The sequence below is a fragment of the Glutamicibacter arilaitensis Re117 genome (assembly GCF_000197735.1).
Lineage (GTDB): Bacteria > Actinomycetota > Actinomycetes > Actinomycetales > Micrococcaceae > Glutamicibacter > Glutamicibacter arilaitensis.
Genome location: NC_014550.1, coordinates 3,653,688 through 3,671,526 on the forward strand (window position 1 = coordinate 3,653,688; position 17,839 = coordinate 3,671,526).

General features: G+C 63.4%; 18 protein-coding genes. 5 read left to right on the plus strand and 13 right to left on the minus strand.

The annotated features are described in order from the left end of the window. Nucleotides 1-38 precede the first annotated feature (38 nt). Entirely contained in the window at nucleotides 39-1,346 is a 1,308-nt protein-coding gene (locus AARI_RS17445) for an ISL3-like element ISAar20 family transposase (protein WP_013349741.1), read from the minus strand. A 94-nt stretch (nucleotides 1,347-1,440) separates the two neighbouring features. Between AARI_RS17445 and AARI_RS20470 the strand changes: the two genes are divergently transcribed. Continuing rightward, nucleotides 1,441-1,878: a GtrA family protein gene (locus AARI_RS20470; protein ID WP_407637063.1), complete on the plus strand. Its 438-nt coding sequence runs from the start codon at nucleotides 1,441-1,443 to the stop codon at nucleotides 1,876-1,878. Between the two features lie 1,094 nt (nucleotides 1,879-2,972). Here the strand turns inward: AARI_RS20470 and AARI_RS17455 are convergent. The 4 genes from AARI_RS17455 to AARI_RS17470 form a co-directional block, all read right to left on the minus strand. After that, nucleotides 2,973-4,418, minus strand: a complete 1,446-nt coding sequence (locus tag AARI_RS17455) for an IS481-like element ISAar22 family transposase (protein WP_013348684.1) — start codon at nucleotides 4,416-4,418, stop codon at nucleotides 2,973-2,975. A 519-nt stretch (nucleotides 4,419-4,937) separates the two neighbouring features. Beyond that, a complete protein-coding gene (locus tag AARI_RS17460; RefSeq protein WP_013350562.1) occupies nucleotides 4,938-5,393 on the minus strand; it encodes a DUF6069 family protein in 456 nt (151 codons plus the stop codon). Nucleotides 5,394-5,514: 121 nt separating this feature from the next. Continuing rightward, entirely contained in the window at nucleotides 5,515-5,844 is a 330-nt protein-coding gene (locus AARI_RS17465) for a DUF202 domain-containing protein (RefSeq protein ID WP_013350563.1), read from the minus strand. Further along, nucleotides 5,844-6,227: a YidH family protein gene (locus tag AARI_RS17470; protein ID WP_013350564.1), complete on the minus strand. Its 384-nt coding sequence runs from the start codon at nucleotides 6,225-6,227 to the stop codon at nucleotides 5,844-5,846. Before AARI_RS17470 ends, AARI_RS17465 begins: the two co-directional genes overlap by 1 nt. Nucleotides 6,228-6,376: 149 nt before the next feature. On the opposite strand from AARI_RS17470, the gene AARI_RS17475 reads away from it, so the two are divergent. From AARI_RS17475 to AARI_RS17480, 3 genes are read left to right on the plus strand one after another with little or no spacing between them, the layout of a single operon-like run. Further along, entirely contained in the window at nucleotides 6,377-7,423 is a 1,047-nt protein-coding gene (locus AARI_RS17475; RefSeq protein WP_013350565.1) for an MBL fold metallo-hydrolase, read from the plus strand. Then, a complete protein-coding gene (locus AARI_RS20200) occupies nucleotides 7,420-7,818 on the plus strand; it encodes an MFS transporter (RefSeq protein ID WP_226910583.1) in 399 nt (132 codons plus the stop codon). Before AARI_RS17475 ends, AARI_RS20200 begins: the two co-directional genes overlap by 4 nt. A 29-nt stretch (nucleotides 7,819-7,847) precedes the next feature. Further along, nucleotides 7,848-8,768, plus strand: a complete 921-nt coding sequence (locus tag AARI_RS17480; protein ID WP_231849410.1) for an MFS transporter — start codon at nucleotides 7,848-7,850, stop codon at nucleotides 8,766-8,768. A 35-nt stretch (nucleotides 8,769-8,803) separates the two neighbouring features. On the opposite strand, the gene AARI_RS17485 is transcribed toward AARI_RS17480, so the two are convergent. From AARI_RS17485 to AARI_RS17520, 8 genes are all read right to left on the minus strand, one after another. Next, nucleotides 8,804-9,730 (minus strand): LysR family transcriptional regulator, encoded by a 927-nt coding sequence (locus AARI_RS17485; RefSeq protein ID WP_013350566.1) that lies wholly within the window; start codon nucleotides 9,728-9,730, stop codon nucleotides 8,804-8,806. A gap of 31 nt (nucleotides 9,731-9,761) precedes the next feature. After that, nucleotides 9,762-10,049, minus strand: a complete 288-nt coding sequence (locus tag AARI_RS17490) for a hypothetical protein (RefSeq protein ID WP_013350567.1) — start codon at nucleotides 10,047-10,049, stop codon at nucleotides 9,762-9,764. A gap of 106 nt (nucleotides 10,050-10,155) precedes the next feature. Next, complete coding sequence (locus AARI_RS17495; RefSeq protein ID WP_013350568.1) at nucleotides 10,156-11,385, minus strand: acyl-CoA dehydrogenase family protein; 1,230 nt, start codon at nucleotides 11,383-11,385, stop codon at nucleotides 10,156-10,158. A gap of 28 nt (nucleotides 11,386-11,413) precedes the next feature. Beyond that, nucleotides 11,414-12,625, minus strand: coding sequence for an acyl-CoA dehydrogenase family protein (locus AARI_RS17500; RefSeq protein WP_013350569.1), 1,212 nt, complete (start codon nucleotides 12,623-12,625; stop codon nucleotides 11,414-11,416). Between the two features lie 266 nt (nucleotides 12,626-12,891). Further along, nucleotides 12,892-13,860, minus strand: a complete 969-nt coding sequence (locus tag AARI_RS17505) for a FecCD family ABC transporter permease (protein WP_049862693.1) — start codon at nucleotides 13,858-13,860, stop codon at nucleotides 12,892-12,894. Nucleotides 13,861-13,930: 70 nt separating this feature from the next. Continuing rightward, nucleotides 13,931-14,980, minus strand: a complete 1,050-nt coding sequence (locus AARI_RS17510) for a FecCD family ABC transporter permease (protein ID WP_013350571.1) — start codon at nucleotides 14,978-14,980, stop codon at nucleotides 13,931-13,933. 1 nt (nucleotide 14,981) lies between these two features. After that, the gene (locus tag AARI_RS17515) at nucleotides 14,982-15,836 is read right to left on the minus strand and encodes a siderophore-interacting protein (RefSeq protein ID WP_013350572.1); all 855 of its coding nucleotides are present in this window, start codon (nucleotides 15,834-15,836) and stop codon (nucleotides 14,982-14,984) included. A 24-nt stretch (nucleotides 15,837-15,860) separates the two neighbouring features. After that, a complete protein-coding gene (locus AARI_RS17520) occupies nucleotides 15,861-16,865 on the minus strand; it encodes an ABC transporter substrate-binding protein (RefSeq protein ID WP_013350573.1) in 1,005 nt (334 codons plus the stop codon). Nucleotides 16,866-17,047: 182 nt separating this feature from the next. On the opposite strand from AARI_RS17520, the gene AARI_RS18855 reads away from it, so the two are divergent. Next, a complete protein-coding gene (locus tag AARI_RS18855) occupies nucleotides 17,048-17,818 on the plus strand; it encodes a 4'-phosphopantetheinyl transferase family protein (protein WP_013350574.1) in 771 nt (256 codons plus the stop codon). The last annotated feature ends 21 nt before the right edge of the window (nucleotides 17,819-17,839 follow it).

The window sequence follows — 17,839 nt, forward strand, 5'->3', positions numbered from 1 at the left end:
GTTTTGTTTCGTCCTGACGCTAGCAGTTAACTGGCTCTTCAGGATTGAGAGTGTAACCAAGGCCTAAACCCGCCAGTCTCCAGCAACGACCGTGCGATATAGTGCGTCAGATTCTTGAACCCCAACGCGATACCCCGCAAATGCTCTAACCGGCCATTGAGGGCTTCAGTAGGCCCATTTGAACTGCCGACGTGGTCAAAATACGCGAGGATGTCCGTCTTCCTCCGCCGCAGGGTGCCACCGAGCTTCTTCAGCTCCGGCAACCCCTTCGGGACCTTTGAGCCAACCCCGTTGATCAGTTGCTCCAACGCCCACCGCCCGATCTCTGGTTTCGGTTGCCGGTAGGCATCCACCATCTTTTGATACACGCTCCAGACCAGTTGAACCGGCTCATACTCCGGCGCCGTAAAAAGGTCCTCAAGCTTGGCTTTCTGCTTGTCAGTGGCTAAGGACAGCCCCGTGGTCAAGATCCGACGGCACTTATACAGCGGGTCATCCTTGCGTCCCCGCCGGCCATGCTGTCCGCGCTGGACCCGCTGCCGGGTTTGATCCAGGGCCTCGGAACCCAATTTGACGACATGGAACGGATCCAAGACCTCCACCGCGTGGGGAAGCTCTTCGGCAGCTGCGGTTTTGAAGCCGGTGAACCCGTCCATCGCGACCACGTCAATGCCCTGCTTCCACTGGTCGTCTTGTCCGGCCAGCCAGGTCTTGAATACGGCTTTGGACCTTCCTGGAACCATATCCAGCAGGCGTGCGGTGCCGGTGCCATCGCGCACGGCGGTGAGATCCACGATGACGGTGACGTATTTGTCGCCGGTGCGGGTATGCCTCCATACGTGTTCGTCTACGCCTAAGACCTTGACGCCGGAAAACCGTGCAGGGTCATCGATCAGCAGGCGTTGGCCTTCAGCCAGCACTGCGTCGTTGGCGGTATTCCAAGTGACGCCGAGGCCTTCGGCGATCCGTGAGACGGAGAGGTGTTGGCAGACCAAACCGTTCAAGGCCCAGGCCAGGCCGGTCCTGCTGATTTTCTGGCGTTCCGGTGCAGCTCTGGACAGATCTTCACGCCACACCCGTTGGCAGTGGCCGCAGCGGTAGCGTCGGTGTTTGATGACCAGGACGGTCGGACGCCAACCGAAGGGTTGGTGGGCAAGTCTGCGGGTGACGGTATCCCTCGGTGTTCCTTCGCCCCCGCAGGTGCGGCACCACGGGTTCGGGGTGGTGACGTGGCAGAGGATCTCGGCTTTCGCTGCGCCCAGGTACTGCCCAATTGCGGTGAGTCCTAAGCCATCAAGTCCGGTGAAAGTGGTGAGGTCTGGTTCGGTGAAGGTAGAATTGAGCAACGTCGAGGTCTTTCAAGAATGTTTGTGTGGAAACTTCCATTCTTCTGGAAGACCTCGACTTTTTCGCGTTTTGGCGACATGCCCGGGATCCCGGGTGTTGGTTTTAGGTGGCTACACTCTCAATCCTGAAGAGCCAGTTAACTATGCTTTGAAATTCACAGTGCTCCTCGAACACCCAACCACTGCTTTCCTGATAGCAAATTCAGTTGCTACGGTCGTATCGTTTATACTTACGCGGCAATTCACCTTTCAAGATAGGAACACATCTAAGCGTAAACGATTCCAAGCTCCAGCTTTTTTATGTATTTCGATTGCAGCAATTGCAATAAATACAGCACCCTTGTATATCTCCAGGTGGGTGCTAGGGTGGCACTACCCTCTGGTCTCATACTTCGAACAGGAAGTCTCAGATTTCATCTCGGGACCGATCGTTGGGACTCTACTCGCGATGCTCTTCCGCTGGTGGGCGTTGCACAAGTTTGTCTTTCCTGTTCCAAGTGACCAATTGGAAAAAACGAAAGGGCTGGTATGAAAAAGAATATTCGCCACATCATGGTTTATCCGATAGCAGCAGAACCCCGGAAAGAAACCCGTTAAAACAGAGAAATCGTAAGTAGCGGGTCAGCTAACAGTCATCGAACGTTTCGCCGATGGATCATTCTAGGCAAGCACACTGAAGTCCGTAGATCCTTCGCTTGCTGCCGCAGCCTCTGTTGGGGGCACCCCGGTTGCAACGCCCGCAGCGGCGATCACAGGCTGCAAATACAGCTCAAGAAGTGGCTATGTCACTTACAGCACTTGCACCGTTTCCCATACTTGGTCTGGCAGCATCACAGTTTCATTTGTCGCAAGCTACAAGTTCAACTCAGGAATGTCGTCCATCACCTACCGTGGCAACGCAAGCCAGCAGTGTTTCGTCGCCACTTGCACGCGTCCAGATTTGGTGTTGAACCAGAAAACGTCAAGCGGTAGCGGCTTCACCAATCCCGCTATGGTGCAAGCAACTTCCACAGTAACCGCTGGGTTGGGCTCATGGGAGGTATGGTTGCAGCTACAGGTCGGAAAAACTTCAGCTAGAGCAGTTCATTCATAGGAGGTACACCATATGAACGTCAACCCTGTAGTTCCATGGGAAATGCAAGCTTTGTCTTATGGCGTTTTCGCACTCTACCTAGCGCTGCTAGCAACTGCTTTCGTTCTCATTGCTCGTAGTCCTCGACTGTCAAGCGGATCAAAATTGATCTATGCCCTGTTGATTGTCCTGGTTCCATTAGCCGGCGCTGTTGTCTCGATCATCGTGGCTACGTCGAAACATCAACAACGAGCAGTATCAAGAAGCGAGTTCTTGCAAAAAAGAATCGCTTAATTCATGTATGAGCTAAGCGATTCTTTTTTGCCTACCGGCATTAGCTAGCCGAAATGGCGGTACCGAGTGATGAGAGCCCGACTCGCCGGATGACTCGCCGGCCCGACTCGCCGGATGTAATCACTCGGTAGTTTGTTTACACACGAACTCACCACATCGCTTACAACCAAACTCAGGACATCGTAGACACGCGGCATCAGCACATCGCTGACAACCAAACTCACAACATCGCTGACACCGTGCGCAACGAATCTCCTTAGCTAGGAAACGGCGACGTCAGACGAATAGTAGATGTCCTCATACTCGATCCGCTTCTGAGTCCAGGCCGGCTTCGGATCCCTGATCCGGGCTCCATACACCTGCCACAACGGCACCAAACGCGCACTGGAATGCAGCCTGACCGGTAACGGAAATGACAGTGATTGCTCACCATCAACAGTGCTGTAAAGCGTATAAGCATCCTTGCTCAAGACCAGCTGGTATTCACCGATCAGGTGAGCTGGCACCTTGAAAACACGGCCACGAAAATAGATCTGCGGATTCGTCCGTCGAATCTGGATCACATCATCGCGTTGATCCGTCAGTACGCTGGGGCTACCGGTGTAGTTTTCAACCTTCGTACGTCCCAACACCTGAAGCCCATCATCCACTACGCCCTCCGGAACCAAATCGGCTTTCACGGCCAGAGCCTTGTCCAAGTACGACTGGGCTTTGGCCTGTATCCGGGCAATATCGATGGCCACGCCATCCGAACCACGATGATCACCGGCTTCCCACGCTTGAGCAGGCGTCAGATACGTGTGCCCCACTTTCAGCGCCTGGTGGCGCCGACGGTGGTTATAGTGATTCCGATACTGCTCCAACAACGTGGAAAGCTCCGCCAGGTTATGTGGTGCATGCGCGTCGAGGAACCGGGTCAACGTATTATGGCTGCGTTCGTTCTTGCCTTGCGTTTGCGGATGACTGAACCGGCCCGTAATCGCTTCGCAGCCCACGCTAGCCAAGAATATTTCAGTCTGGTTCACCAGGCCCTGCCGAGAAAGATTGAAAGCACCACCATTGTCGCTGAGAAGTTGTTGCGGCACCCCATACTCCGCGAACGCTGCCTTGAGCGTTTCCATCGCATCTTGCGCGTTCTCCATTTGCTCAAAGCACCGCGTACCCACGTCGAATCGGGAGCCGTCATCAATGAGCTGATAGATCATCGCCTTGGTCGCGTCCTGGTCGAACAATCGATATTCCAGTCCGTCGATCTGCCACATTTCCATCGGATGCGAACGGGCGAAGCGCAGCCATGATTTACGGGGGCGTTTGCGCGGGTTTCGCTTGGTAGCTCCGGCCTCGGCAAGGATCCTGCCGATCGTGGCCACCGAGGGGCGTAGCTCACCGAACTCCTGAGTATCAAGGCTTTCGAACCAGATAGATAAGGGCCCGTTGTCCCACCCGTCCTTGGCCAGTCGCTTGCGGATGCGTAGGACCGTGGTTTTGGTTTGGTCGCTGTAGATGCGCCGGTCTGTTTTCGGGGCTCTGGAGTGCGGGTTGAGTGCTTTGTTCCCTTCGGCAACGAATCGCTCTTTGACTTTGTAGTAGGAGGGTCTGCTGATTCCCAGTTCCTTGCAGAACTGCGAGATACTCAAGGAGTCTGGCAGGCCCGGATCGAACTCGATGATTTGGCGGCGTATCGACGCCGATAATGAATTTGACACGTTTAATTATCAAATTGATCGCTGACCAGAAGGGGCCTGCCAGCATGTCTTGCTACCTGTCAGCGATGTGCTGATACATCCTGTAAGCGATGTTGTGAGTCAGGGTGTAAGCGATGTTCTGAGAGAGGACAGCCCGACTCGCCGGATTAGTAGTACCAAATCGCCCTATTCGGTAGTCGGCATCGACGGCAACTCATGGATCGTCTTCACGTGCCATTGAATCGTCTGTAATTGTTGGCAAAGGCTGGCAGGGTGATGCTGGTCCATCCGCCCCCAACATGACTCATGGATCGTCTGCCCCGTTTATCCCAAGCGTCCTCTCCCCCAACGCTGAAGAGGTCTACCCAGATCATTTGAAATGCAGTAGTCGCCAGGGTCCGTCTCACAAGCGCGAAAATTCTTCAACGCGGAGACTCGACCGTTGCCACTCACATGCACACCAACTTCTCGGAGGTTCAGAGGGAAGAGTTGGCTTCACTGATCGGTCAAACAACCGGCTGGTCGCGGGTGACTCCTACTTCAGGCGCTCCTTTGCGAGTTTCGCAGCCCGTCCAGTTCCGCGATCTCGTTGAACTTCCTATTCGAGTAGTTCACCGCGACATACCAGGACGCCGCGACCACCAGGTGCATAAGCGTCACCGTCAATGCGGTCCCCCAGTCCTCGGCGAAGAACCACTGCACCACGGCAGAGGCCAGAACGGCCGCAACGCCGATCACCTGGGCGATACGGCAGAATCCCGGCTTGGCCCGGCCGATCAAGAAGGTCAGGAACCCGAGAACGAGAATCGGCGGGGCGGTGAAACGCACGATGTGGATGAAGTCCAGGTTCTGGAACAAGCCGCCGGAGTACTCCATGGATGCGCCAATGACCCTGGCAATGAAATAGGCCAAGACGCTCAGCGACATGGCTCCGAAAGCCGCAATCACCACCTGGGCGAAATTGAACGGCATCTTGAATCTAACGTCAGCCTGCATCGCGAATCATCCCCTTTTACGGCGAATTCGAGCTGAACCGGTAGTTCCACTGTACGCCCGCTGGCGGCAAATGGATCCCGGTGATTTTCCACTGCTTTCGCCCCTCACCGGCACGCAGCCGCTAGTTCGGGCCGAGCACCAGGAACAGCGCATATCCGCCCAGCGCACAAAGCGCCAGCGTGGTCATCAGCGCCGCCACCACGTCCGCCTGGACCTTCTCGTGCTTGACCCCGAGGGCCATGCGCCGATAGCGCGCACGCTGCGAGAGCAGGATCCCCAGAGCCATCGACGAGGACACCGCGATCAGCAGGATCATGCCGATGCCGTAGTGCGGCAGCCAACGCAGGAAAACGGCCGAGACCACGAGAAATGAAACCATTGCCCGGTTCCACGCGAAGACGGTGCGCTCTGGCTGCAACCCCGGGTCGCTGATCTCGATGGGCTCTTTCATCACGAGCTGAGGGACCAGAAAATCATGGCGATCGCTGCCAGTGAGGCCACCACGGCACCGAATGCCAGCAGCGGGACAATGGCGGGAATCGGCAACGGCCGGCCGGTGCGCATGCTGCGTTCCACGCGGACCCAGCGCACGGCTGCACCGGCGGCAATCAGGATGCCGACGCCGATCACCAGCACCGCCAGCCAGGTGCGAACTGGCGACGGGAAGGCCTCTGCGGCGAAGGCCTCCAGCGCTGTGCCGCCCGCGAGGAATGCCAATGAGGTGCGGATCCAGGCCAAGAATGTGCGCTCGTTGGCAAGGGTGAAGCGCGGGTCAGGTTCACTGCCCTGCGGCAATAGCCAGCGTGAAATCCGGCTGCGTTCTGGCTCGGCCATGACCCTCCTTGGTTTGCATCGTTGCTATGAGCATACCCAACCGATTATCGGCTAAACCTATTTAGTTGGTTGATAAAAACAGTTTTACGAATGTGATCCAGCGCATAAGAATGGAATGCAGCACTTGAACCAAAGAAAGGGCGCATTCCATGGCCTCCACCAATCTCAATCCCCACGTCGCTACGCTGGGCACCGCCGGCGGACCACGCTGGTGGACCGGCGAGAACGCTGGCAAGCGTGCGGGGATTTCCACCGCAGTAGTCGTGGGCGAGAGCGTCTACCTGGTGGATGCCGGAACCGGCGTGGGCAACCAGCTGATGAAGGCAGGATTCACCCCAGCGAACCTGCGCGGCATCTTCCTCACGCATTTGCACTCCGATCACACCATCGATCTGGCTTCGCTGGCCATCTTCGGGATGTTCACCCTGCCGGCCGGCAAGGCTCCGATTTCCATCATCGGCCCGGGCGACCGCGGCGCCCTGCCGCCAGCGTCCCCGCGCGCCGCCACCGCCCCGCAGCCGGTCTTCGCGCGCAACCCGACCCCCGGGACCGCCTCGATGTTCGAGCACCTGATGCAGGCCTACGCCACGGACTTGAACGACCGCGTGATCGACGCGCTGCGTCCCTCGCCGCTGGACCACTTCATCGCCTCGGACATCGCGATCCCGGCTGGCACCGGGTACCACCCCAATGGCAACCCGACGCCCGAGGGCTTCGCGCCGTTCGAGATCTACCGCGACGAGCTGGTCACGGTGACCGCAACACTGGTCAAGCACCCGCCCATCGCTCCGGCCTTCGCCTTCCGCTTCGACACCGCCGAAGGCTCGGTGACCATTTCCGGGGACACTGCACCATGCCAGACCCTGGTAGCCCTCGCGCAGGACACCGACCTGCTGCTGCATGAGGCCATCGATTTCGATTGGGTGCAACGCGCCTACGGTTCGGTTGGCACCCTGGAGGCCCAGGCCTCGATGGACCACCACCGCGCATCGCACACCTCGCCGGAACAGGCAATCGCGATTGCCCACGAAGCCGGGGCGCGCACCCTTGCCTTGCACCACTTGGTCCCCGGAACCACGCCCCTGGAAGTCTGGGAGGCCCACGCCGAGAAATTCTCCGGCAACTACCTGGTGCCCAACGACCTGGACACGATATCCTTTTCCCGCGTCACTAGTGAAATGGCGGCAGCACGATGAGCAACACCTTGAATAACGGCACCAGCATGGAGGCACAGGTGCTGGTCCCCTCGCTGAACTCCCCGCAGATGCGCCGGATCCTGGCTTCCAGCTTCATCGGCAGCGCGATCGAATTCTACGATTTCATCCTCTATGCCACCGCGGCCTCGCTGGTCTTCAACAAGGTCTTCTTCGTGGGACTGACCCCGGGCGTGGCAATCTTCGCTTCCTTCGCCACCCTGGCCGTGGGCTACCTGGCCCGCCCGCTGGGCGGCATCATCTTCGGCCACTTCGGCGACAAGATCGGGCGCAAGGGCGTGCTGATCACCTCGATGGCCATGATGGGCGGCGCCTCGACGCTGATCGGGCTGCTGCCTCCCACCGCCCAGATCGGCATGCTGGCCCCATCGCGCTGATCACCCTGCGCGTCATCCAGGGCCTTGCCGTGGGCGGCGAATGGGGCGGCGCCATGCTGATGGCATTGGAGCACGCCCCGAAGGAACGCCGCGGCTTCGCGGCGAGCTTCGCGAATATGGGCGGCCCTGCCGGCGCCGTGCTGGCCACCTTGGCGGTCTCGGCCGTCTCCATCATGCCCAATGAGCAGTTCCTGGCCTGGGGCTGGCGCATCCCGTTCCTGATCAGCATCGCACTGGTGGCCATCGGCTTGGTCATCCGCCTGAAGGTCACCGAGTCCCCACTGTTCCTGGCCCTGGAAGACAAGGCCGAAGAGCGCAAGACCCCCTTCATGGAAGTCATCACCAAGTACCCGAAGTCCGTTATCCGCGGAACCCTGGTAGGCATGAGCTCCTACACCGTGCAGGGCCTGATGACCGTCTGGGCCATCTCCTACGTGGTCGAAGAAGTCGGCATGGACCGCACCGCGGTGCTGAACATCAAGGCCATCGGCGCCGCCCTGACAGTGGTGGGCATCTGGGTATCCTCGCGCTACTCCGACAAGCTGGGCCGCCGCCCGGTCATGATGGTCGGCATCCTCGCCGGCGCCGTGGCCGCCCTGCCGATCATGTGGATGCTGGAACTGGGCCAGCTGTGGCTGTTCGCCATCGCGCTGTTCGTGGCCAACGGCATCATCCAGGCCTTCATCTTCGGGCCGTTCGGCGCGTTCACCGCCGAGCTGTTCCCCACGCGCATCCGCTACACCGGCGCCTCGCTGGTCTACCAGCTCTCCTCCACCGTGGGCGCAGGTTTCACCCCGATGATCGTTGCGGGCCTGGTGCTGCTGGGCGGCGGCTCGCTGTGGATCGCCGGCGGCGTCTGGGCCGCCGCGTTCATCGTGGCCGCGCTGGCAATGCGCGGCATCAAGGAAGGCCGCGATGCCGACCTCGAAGCCGAGGAGATGAGCCACTAGCCTCTCGGTACCTGGAGCGCGGGGCCGGTTGGAACCTATGGGTTCCGGCCGGCCTCGCGCTCTTTCTCGGCTCCGGTTTCCTCGCAGAAGTCCAAGAAGGCGCGCAGCCGCAGGCTCGGGCGTTCCGAGGCGGTGTAGGCCACGCAGATGTCGCTGACCCCTACCTCGCCCTCGATCTCCAGCACCGACAGCGGCAACCCGTCGTAGCTCAGGTTGACCGGCGGGCGCTGCACCAAAACCGTGTAGCCCAGCCCGCGGGCCACCATCCCGCGCACGGCCTCGAAGCTCTGCGAACTCCAGCGCACCTTCAGATCCAGGCCCGACATGCGCAGGTTCACCAGCTGGTTATCGCGCACCGTGGGAATGTCCAGGGAGACGAAGTCGTCATCGGCCAGCTCGGCCAGCGCCACGGATTTGCGGTTCGCCAGCCGATGATTGCCGCCTACCAGCACATAGGGGCGGCCGGACATCACCCGGCGCCAGGAAACCTGCGGCAGCAGGTGGCGGGTGTGGGTGAGCACCGCATCCAGATGGCCCTTGAGCATGCGCTCCTGCAGCTCGGCGCCGTCGCCTTCCACCAAGGTCACCTGCAGGTCCGGGTGGACATTGGTGAAGCGTTCGCAAATCACCGGGATCCAGAAGGCGGCCAGCGAGGAATAGCAGCCGATCACCATCGGACCGGAGAGCTTGGTCTGGCGTTCGACAATCAGGTCCTGCACCTCTTCGGCATGGCGCACCAGCGCCCGCGAATCCAGCAGGAAGTCGGTGCCGACAGCGGTGAGCACCACCCCTCGAGCCCCGCGGCGCACCAGCAGCTGAGAGCCGACGGCACGTTCCAGCTCGTCCATCGACTGCGACATGGCTGCCTGGGAAATATGGCACTGCTTCGCCGCCGCGGAAATGGAGCCGAGTTCCGCTACGGCGACGAAATACTGCAGCTGGCGCAGGGTGTAATTGATCACCCACACAGTCTAGCCAGCGGGCAGCGGGCTATTACCGTTCGTAAAGTCGTCCGGTGTCCCTGACCCGTGCCAGATCCTGCTGGCTCACCCTAGTTCTTTCGCCCAACTGACCGAGGCTGGCGCCGCGTTCCAAGGCCAGCACGATAAGCCGCTCAAGCTGGGCAACACAGCTTTGTAGTTCCGCGGTCACCTCGCCAGTTCCACGGGCTTGCACCTGCAGCAGTGCCAGCCGCTGAACAACGGTGTCAATCGGCGTCCAGTCAAGGCCGAGGACAGGAGGCTTATGCCCGTCCTCGAAAGAAAATTGCCAGCCACTCATGCTGGACATCTTCGCATTCACGACGTTCTGCGGGCAACGCCAGCACTGTTAAATACTGCGAGCCCAGCATCGGCAAAGGATGCTGGACCCGCAAAGACCATGAAGCTTATATCGAGGTTCCAATCGCCCACACGCGCGGAAGCTCGGTGCCATTGACCGCCAGGTCCCCAATCAACCGCGCCTTGAACACCCAGGGGTTGTGGTTGCCGGCAGTACGGGCATTGCGCCAGTGCCGGTCCAGATTCTTGGAGACGCTCGTGGCGCTGGCAGCCAGCGCATCAAAAGCGTGGGTGATGGCATTGAGCACCAGCGGGGTCAGCACCACCTGCGCCTGAGCGCTGGCCAGCTCGGCGTCGTCGTTCGCGGACTCATCCTCTATCTCGGTGACATCACCGTCGTGCAGCGCGAGCGCAGTTTCGTAGGCTCCCTGCAACGCCGCCGAAACGCGTTGAACCGTTGCCGCGGCGGCGAAGGATGCAGCGGAGACCTCTCCGATCACCTGCAGCAGCTGCGGATCTTCGGCAGCCACATTGGCCGCCGCATGGCTGAAGGTCCGCTTGCGAGCCTTCAGCTCGGCGGCGAAGTCCCGCTCTGCCGCTTTGGCGGAGCCGGCCAGCACCGCCAGGAGCACCTGCTGGTAGAACGCTGTCTGGTACTTGAAACGGGTGTCGAAGTCGATCAGGTCTTCCTCGGCCACCACCGCATCGGTGAAGGTGGAGGTTCCGGTACCCGTGGTGCGCTGGCCAAAGCCGTCCCAGTCATCGGCCAGTTCGACGCCGGGCTGGTGGCGGTTGACCGCGGCGATCACGCGCTTTCCGGTATCGGTGCGCTCCGCGTAGGTGTCCAGCCAGTCTGCGAAAATCGAGCCGGTGGAATAGTACTTGGTGCCGTTGATCTTGAATCCGCCCTTGCCGTCCGGGGTGACCTTGGTGATCACGTCCCCGACCTTCACCGTTCCAACCTCGGTCCACGAGTTGCCCACCAGTTCACCGGCGGCGAAGCGGGCCAGCCACTTGTCGCGCCCCGGACCCGGCTCTGCCACCAGCCGATCCTCGACAAACGCGAAGTGCGCGCGCAGCGCCTGGGCGATATTGGAGTCAGCTGCCGCGAGATCCACGAACAGTTCGAAGAGTTCGGGCAGAGTTGCGCCGGAACCCCCGTGCGATTCTGGAACCCTAACCGCACCGAAGCCGGCGGCAGCCAGGTCCGCGACCGCCTGGTAGGGCAATTCGCCGGTGCGGTCGCGTTCGGCCGCGCCCTGCGCGATGCGCGCGAAGAGCGGTGCAAAACGTGCTTTGAGTCCTGCGAGTCGAGTGCCAGTTGCTAATGCAGTCATCGTTCAGTCCAATCCGGGAGAAGTTTTCTTAGGTGTACAGCGAGAGCGGCTGGGACTCTCCGCGCAGGAAGTAAGCACCAACCTCGATCTTCTTGTAGTCCACAGGGTCATGCAGCGAATGGGTGCGCACATTGCGCCAGAACAGGTCCAGGCCGACGCCGCTCTGGGTGGAGGAGGAACCGGTGACCTCGAAGACGCGGTTGGCGACCTCCACGCCGGCCTCGGTGGCCACGACCTTCAGCTCCGCGATCGCCACGGCCAGTTCCGCGCGCTGCGGCTGGGTGACCGCGCCGGCCAGCGAGAGCAGCGCATCGAACCTGCGGCCCAGCTTCTCGGCCAGGGCGGCGACGGCGGCGGTGCGGGCCTTCAGCTCGCCCACGGTGCGCTGGAACACCGGATCCTGCGAGTAGGTTTCCGCCGCTGAGAGGAACCAGGCGTTCTTGCGCCCCAGCAGGATCTGCTTGCCGCGTTCCAGCGCGCCCTGCGCGATGCCCACGTAGAAATTGGCGAAGGCCAGCTGGATGCCCGGGGTGAGCAGGGTGGAGACCGGCTCGTCGGTGACCGGGCCCAGCACGTCGGCCGGCTCGATGCGCACGTTGCGGTACACCAGCGAGTTCGACGCGCTCAGCCGCTGGCCCAGGTAGTCCCAGTCGTCGACGATCTCCAGCCCCTGCGCATCGCGCGGCACCACGAAGGCCAGCAGCTCGCCGGTGCCTTCGACCTGGGCGTTCACGACGATCACCTCGCCCACCCCGGATCCGGTGGAGAAGCGCTTGGCGCCGTTCAGCCGGTAGCCGGCGCCCTCGCGGGTCAGCACGAGGGCCGGGTCCACCGGATTGACCGAGTCGCCCCACAGCCAGCGTTCCTCCACGGTGCGCCGCCACCAGGCGGCCTGCGCCTCGGCCGGGGCGTAGAACGCGATGGAAGACTGGTTGATGTAGTGGTAGGCCAGCAGCTGGGAGATCGACCCGTCGGCGGCGGCCAGGATGCGGATGACCTCGAAGGCGGTCTCGAAGTGCCCTCCGGCACCGCCGAATTCGGCGGGAGCCAGCAGGTCCAGCAGCCCGGCCTCGCGCAAGAGCCGCACCTCGGCGAAGGGCTGCGCGTTGGCGCGGTCGCGGGCCAGCGCGTCGGCGGCCAGGGCGTCCGCAACCCGGCGGGCGACGGCGCGCCAGTGCTCCAGTTCGGCGTCGCGGGCGGTGCCGGTGTACGGGACGCGGGGCAGTGCGGTGACGGTCATGATCGGGCTCCTTGGATTTGGACTTCCGAGGGATTCCGGCAGTTCCGGGCTCCAACGAACCTGGCGTTAGCACTCCCTGCGGATTGCAGGCTTGCTGCGGCGTGGTGGAGCCAGGTCTCCTGGCCTCCGGGATGCCACCGATTCAAGCACGTTCCACCGGCCTGCGGGGCCCGCCCGTCACGCGGCGGAACACCACGCAAGACGGCGTCATCTGCGGGCCTTGCGGCAGCGCGAATGTGACGCCGTGCTAGGCGGCCGGCCGCGCCTCAGCTGCGCTTGCGCGAAAGCACCAGCAAGATCCATACCAGGAACGGCGCGCCAGCAATGGAGGTAACCAGGCCGACCGGCAGCAACACCGGGAACAGGTTCTGTCCAATCAAATCCGCCAGCAGCATCAGCACCGCCCCGGTCAGCGCTGCCCTTCCGGGGGTGGGATGGGTCGTCCCGAACATCCGCTGGGCCAGCTGCGGGGCGACGAAGGCGATGAAACCCACTGGCCCGGCTACCGCCACCGTGGCGCCGGCCAGCAGCACCGACAGCGACAACAGCAGCAGACTCGCGGCGCGCACGCGCAAACCCAGGGCCGCTGCCACGTCATCACCCAGCTCCAGGATATCCAGCCACCGGGCGCACAGCCCGATCAGCACGGTGCCGGCCACGAGAACCACCAAGGCCACCGGGAACAGCAGGTCCCAGGTAGCCAGCGACAGGCTGCCGGTGAGCCAGACCATGGCGCTGTTCAGGTCCGGCAGCTCCGCGCGCAGCAGCAGCCAACTGACCCCGGCGCCCAGTCCGGCGTTCACGCCCAGCCCCACCAGCACCAGCCGAAAGGAACTGATGCCCCCGCGATAGGAGACGGCCAGGACCACCGCCCCGGCCAGCAGCGCGCCCAGCGTCGCCGACAGCGGCAGCCGCCAGGGGCCCAGCAGGAGGATGGCGGGCACCGCGTTGGCGCCGACAATGGAGGCAACGGCGCCCAGGCTCGCACCCGAGGTCACCCCGATGATGTCGGGGCTGGCCAGCACATTGCGCAGCACCGCCTGGGTGACCGCACCGGAGATGCCGAAGCCGACGCCCACCACGATCGCGGCCAGGGCGCGCGGGCCGCGCAGGTCGCGCACCAGGAACATGGTTCCTGAATCGGCTTGGCCACTGGCGACCTGCCACCACAGGCGCACGTCCAGCCCCAGACCCAGGGCGTTGACCAGCAGTAGCAGACCGGCGGCGGACAACATGCCCCAACACAGCAGGGAGCGCCAAGGCAGGGCGGTGCCTCGTCCCGCCTGGGTCGCCGGACGAATGAGCTCAGAGACTGTCAACGGCACTCCTCAGGCGCGAACTGCGCGCAATCACGATGAACAGGGGCGCACCGAGAATGGCCAGCATGATGCCTACGCTCAGCTCGCCGGTGGGCAGCACCAGCCTGCCCGCGGTGTCGGCCAGCAGCATGATGGCACCCCCCAGGATTCCGGAGAGCACCACCGCGCCGGGCAGCCCGCTCGGCGCGATCCGCTTGGCCAGGTGCGGGGCGGCCAGGCCGAGGAAGGCGATGGCCCCCATCGAGGCGGTGGCCGCCGCGGCGAGCACTACCACGGCGAGCAGTCCGATCAGCCGGTCCCGGATGACGTTGCGGCCCAGGCTGGAGGCCACGTCGTCGCCCAGCGCCAGCGCGTCCAGCGAGGAAGCATTCAGCACGGTGAGCAGCAGCCCCAGGAGCAGCCACGGCACCACGTCCCAGAGCACGGAGGCGTCGCGCCCGGAGAGCGAGCCGACGGTCCAGTAGCGGAAGCGGTCCATGGTGACCTTGTCCAGCAGCACGACGGTGCTGGAGACGGCGTTGAGCACCCCGGTGATGATGGTGCCTGCCAGAATTAGGCTGGTGGCGGCGTTGGCGAGCCGGATGCGCGCGGCCAGGCCGAGCACCACGGCGCCGGCGAGCAGTCCTCCGAGCAGCCCGAAGACCGTGTACTGCGCGGGCGACACCAGGTGGAACACGCTGATGGCCAGCACCACGCCGGTGGCCGCCCCGGAACTCACCCCGAGCAGGCCCGGATCGGCTAGGGGGTTGCGGGTGTGCGCCTGGCACAGGGCCCCCGCGACACCCAGCGCGATGCCGCACACCGCCCCGAGCACGGTGCGCGGCACCCGCAGGGCCATGACCGAGGCGTTGGCTTCGGCCAGGTTCCCCGGTGCGCCGCGCAGGTAGGCCAGCACCTCGGCTGCGGGCACCGGCTGGGAACCGTAGAACAGGCTGGCCGCGGCGGCCAGCAGCAAAACCAGGGCGCAGAGCGCGAAAACCGGCAGGCTCCTGCGAGCCCGCCGGTCCACCGCCCGGTCGTGCAGACCGGCGGCCATGCTAGTCCTCGTCGTGGTGGTGGTCGTGGTCTGCCTGGCCGCGGCGCCAGTAGCCGTCGACATCCCAGTTGTCGCGGTCCAGCCCCAGATCGTTCTTCAGATAGCGGCGCAACGGCTTGATGGACATCGACTCGCCGGCCACCCAGATGAAGCCCTCGCCCTCGGGCAGCGGCTGGGCTTTCACCGCCTGCTCCAGCAGGTCGGTGCTCCCGGCCGGGGAGGAACCGCGATGCAGCCAGCGGAGCTGCAATTGCGCCGGGCTGTCCAGAACGATCTCATCGGCCGCGTCGTTGACCTCGATGAACGCGAAGACCTTCGCCTCGGCGCGCAGCCCGGAGACCCATCGGGCCAACGCCGGCAGGGCGGTTTCGTCCGCGGCCAGCACATACCAGTCGAAGACGTCCTTCACCCGGAAGGAGCCGCGCGGGCCGAGCAGGGCCAGCTGCTCGCCAGGCTGCACGGTGCCGGCCCAGCGTCCGGCGACCCCGTGCTCGTGCAGCACGAAATCCAGGTCCATCCACCCCTCGGCCGGGTTGGCGTCCCGGATGGTGTAGTCGCGGCTGGTCATCGAGCGTCCATCGACCCACCGGTCGCCCACCACCGTGGGCAGCACCGGCCGGCCCTGCTCGTCGCGGTCGAAAAACACCTTGACGTGGTCTTCGGCCGCGACGCTGCGCAGCGACTTCAGGTCCTCGCCGGCCACGCGGATGCGGACCATGCGCGCTCCCAGCGGCTGAACCGATTCGACGGTCACCAGCCGGGGCACAAGCGGATGGGTATAGGTGGCGTTTTTGCCGTTTTCCTCGTCCGGTGCGATGATTTCGCCGGATGCCGGATCATGGGTCGTGATAATCATGGTGGGGTCCTTGTGACGTGGTGGCTAGAGGCTCTTGAGCGATTCTTCGATCTGCTCGACCACACGCAGGGCGGCGCCGTAGTTGTCCGGGAAGAAGTGGGTCAGGCCGAAGGCGTGCTTGTCCTTGACCGCCGGCAGCGAGGTCCAGGTGGCCTGCCCTTCAAGGGTGTCCAGCGCGTCGGATGCGCCGTCGGTGTACTGCGGGTAGAAGACCACGGTGGCGTCGTCGATCTTGGAGAGCTGCTCAAAGGAAAGGAACACGCCGTTTTCGGCTTCTTCGTTCTTGACCACCTCGGCGGCCGGCGCCCCCAGATCGTCCAGGACCTTGCCGATCCAGGAAATCTTGGAGTAGACGGTGACGTCCTCGTAGGCGTCCACTGCCGCGAAGGTGTTCTGCGACAGCTGCTGGGCGTAATCGGACTTCACCTGAGCGACCTTGTCCTCGTAGGCCTTTTTCTGCGCCTGGGCCTGCTCGCCGCTGCCCAGGATTTCGGCCATGGCCACCGAGGCGTCGCGGGTGCCGGCGGAACCGTTGGTGCGGATCAGCACGGTGGGTGCGATGGCGTTGAGCTTTTCGAACTCGGCCTTCTTCTCGGAGCTGAGCTCCTGCGATGCGTCGTCGCCGCCGCGGACGAAGCCGATCATCAGGTCGGGCTTCAACTCGACGAGCTGCTCGTAGTCCCATCCGTCCGGGGTGAGGATTTTCGGGAGATTCTCTACCGCGTCATAGTCCGCGACGTTGCCGAAGGAATCATCAAAGGTGTCGCCGGCGGTGGCCAGCGGGGTCAGGCCGGCTTCCACGGCAGGCACGGCGCCACCCTCCAACGCCACCACGCGCTGTGGATCCGACGGGATGCTGACTTGTCCGAACGCGGTATCGACGGTGACGGAGCCATCCGCATTCTGTGCCGTCGCCGCGGCGGAAGTGCCGTTCTCGCCGTTGGCGTTGGAACCGGCGGCGCAGCCGGTGGCAAGCAGGGACAGGGACAAGGCCAGAGCGGCCCAACGAGCGCGTGGAGTGAATTTCATGTGCGAGTACTTTCGGAGTTGTCGAATCCAGCGAAAACTTCGGTGGCAGAGCAGGCCACCTGGGCCAACGTTACCATAGGCTACCCTTACCCAAAAACATCATCCCGCGTGTTCGAAATTATTCGTCTTCTGCGGTCCGGGCGGGTCGCCCGGTACGGCAGGATCCGCCGTAGGCTTGAGGAGTGGAACCCGCAGATCATCCCCGCCCGTCCCCGCAGCCCCTCGCGTACCTGAGTTATCTCACCGCCACCGTCGACGACGTCCGGGACAAGGTCGCCGAACTGGGCGGCTATACGCGTTTGCTGGGCCCCGAAGCCTCTAAGGCCGGCACCTTCAAGGACCCGGCCGATGCCGCGGCGTTGCTCGCATCCAGAGCGTTGCTGCGTCTGCTGCTGGCCCGAGAACTAAACGCCGAGCCCCTGGCGACACGTGGACTGGAAATTACCCGCCACTGTCCGGGCTGCGGCGTCGCGGACCATGGGCAGCCACGCCACCGGCGGCGCGCAGTGTCGTTGTCCCGCACCAGGGAGCTGGTCATGGCTGCTGTGGCCCCCGCCGGCGTCCTGCTGGGCGTCGACGTTGAACGCGGGCCGGCGCTGAGCGCCAAGGGAATATTCCCCGGGTTCGACGACGCGGTACTCGCTCCCGGCGAGCGCGCAGCGGTGGCAGCCGCGGCGCGCCCCGACGCGCTGCGGCTGGCCTTGTTCTCGGCCAAGGAGGCACTGCTCAAGGCGGCGGGGGTGGGGCTGACCATTGAACCGGCCAGTTTTCTGGTTTCCGCCGACCCGCTGGGCCCGCCCGCTGGGTGGACCCCGGGGCACACACCCGGCGTGGACTCCGGCCCGGTCTACCTGCAGCCGGTGGACGCCGGGGCCGGGCATGTGGCCTCGCTGGCCTGCACCGCGCCGCTGATGGTCGAGCGCCTGGACATCGGCAAGCTGCCCGGCCAATGAGCGGCACGGGCCGGCGCCGCG

Excerpts from the sequence above, each read along its gene's own strand:
- AARI_RS17510 (WP_013350571.1), bottom strand. The coding sequence starts at position 14,980 with ATGGCCGCCGGTCTGCACGACCGGGCGGTGGACCGGCGGGCTCGCAGG.
- AARI_RS17500 (WP_013350569.1), bottom strand. The coding sequence starts at position 12,625 with ATGACCGTCACCGCACTGCCCCGCGTCCCGTACACCGGCACCGCCCGC.
- AARI_RS17520 (WP_013350573.1), bottom strand. The coding sequence starts at position 16,865 with ATGAAATTCACTCCACGCGCTCGTTGGGCCGCTCTGGCCTTGTCCCTG.
- AARI_RS17470 (WP_013350564.1), bottom strand. The coding sequence starts at position 6,227 with ATGGCCGAGCCAGAACGCAGCCGGATTTCACGCTGGCTATTGCCGCAG.
- AARI_RS17460 (WP_013350562.1), bottom strand. The coding sequence starts at position 5,393 with ATGCAGGCTGACGTTAGATTCAAGATGCCGTTCAATTTCGCCCAGGTG.
- AARI_RS17465 (WP_013350563.1), bottom strand. The coding sequence starts at position 5,844 with ATGAAAGAGCCCATCGAGATCAGCGACCCGGGGTTGCAGCCAGAGCGC.
- AARI_RS20200 (WP_226910583.1), top strand. The coding sequence starts at position 7,420 with ATGAGCAACACCTTGAATAACGGCACCAGCATGGAGGCACAGGTGCTG.
- AARI_RS17515 (WP_013350572.1), bottom strand. The coding sequence starts at position 15,836 with ATGATTATCACGACCCATGATCCGGCATCCGGCGAAATCATCGCACCG.
- AARI_RS17505 (WP_049862693.1), bottom strand. The coding sequence starts at position 13,860 with ATGTTGTCCGCCGCCGGTCTGCTACTGCTGGTCAACGCCCTGGGTCTG.
- AARI_RS17475 (WP_013350565.1), top strand. The coding sequence starts at position 6,377 with ATGGCCTCCACCAATCTCAATCCCCACGTCGCTACGCTGGGCACCGCC.
- AARI_RS17490 (WP_013350567.1), bottom strand. The coding sequence starts at position 10,049 with ATGAGTGGCTGGCAATTTTCTTTCGAGGACGGGCATAAGCCTCCTGTC.
- AARI_RS17495 (WP_013350568.1), bottom strand. The coding sequence starts at position 11,385 with ATGACTGCATTAGCAACTGGCACTCGACTCGCAGGACTCAAAGCACGT.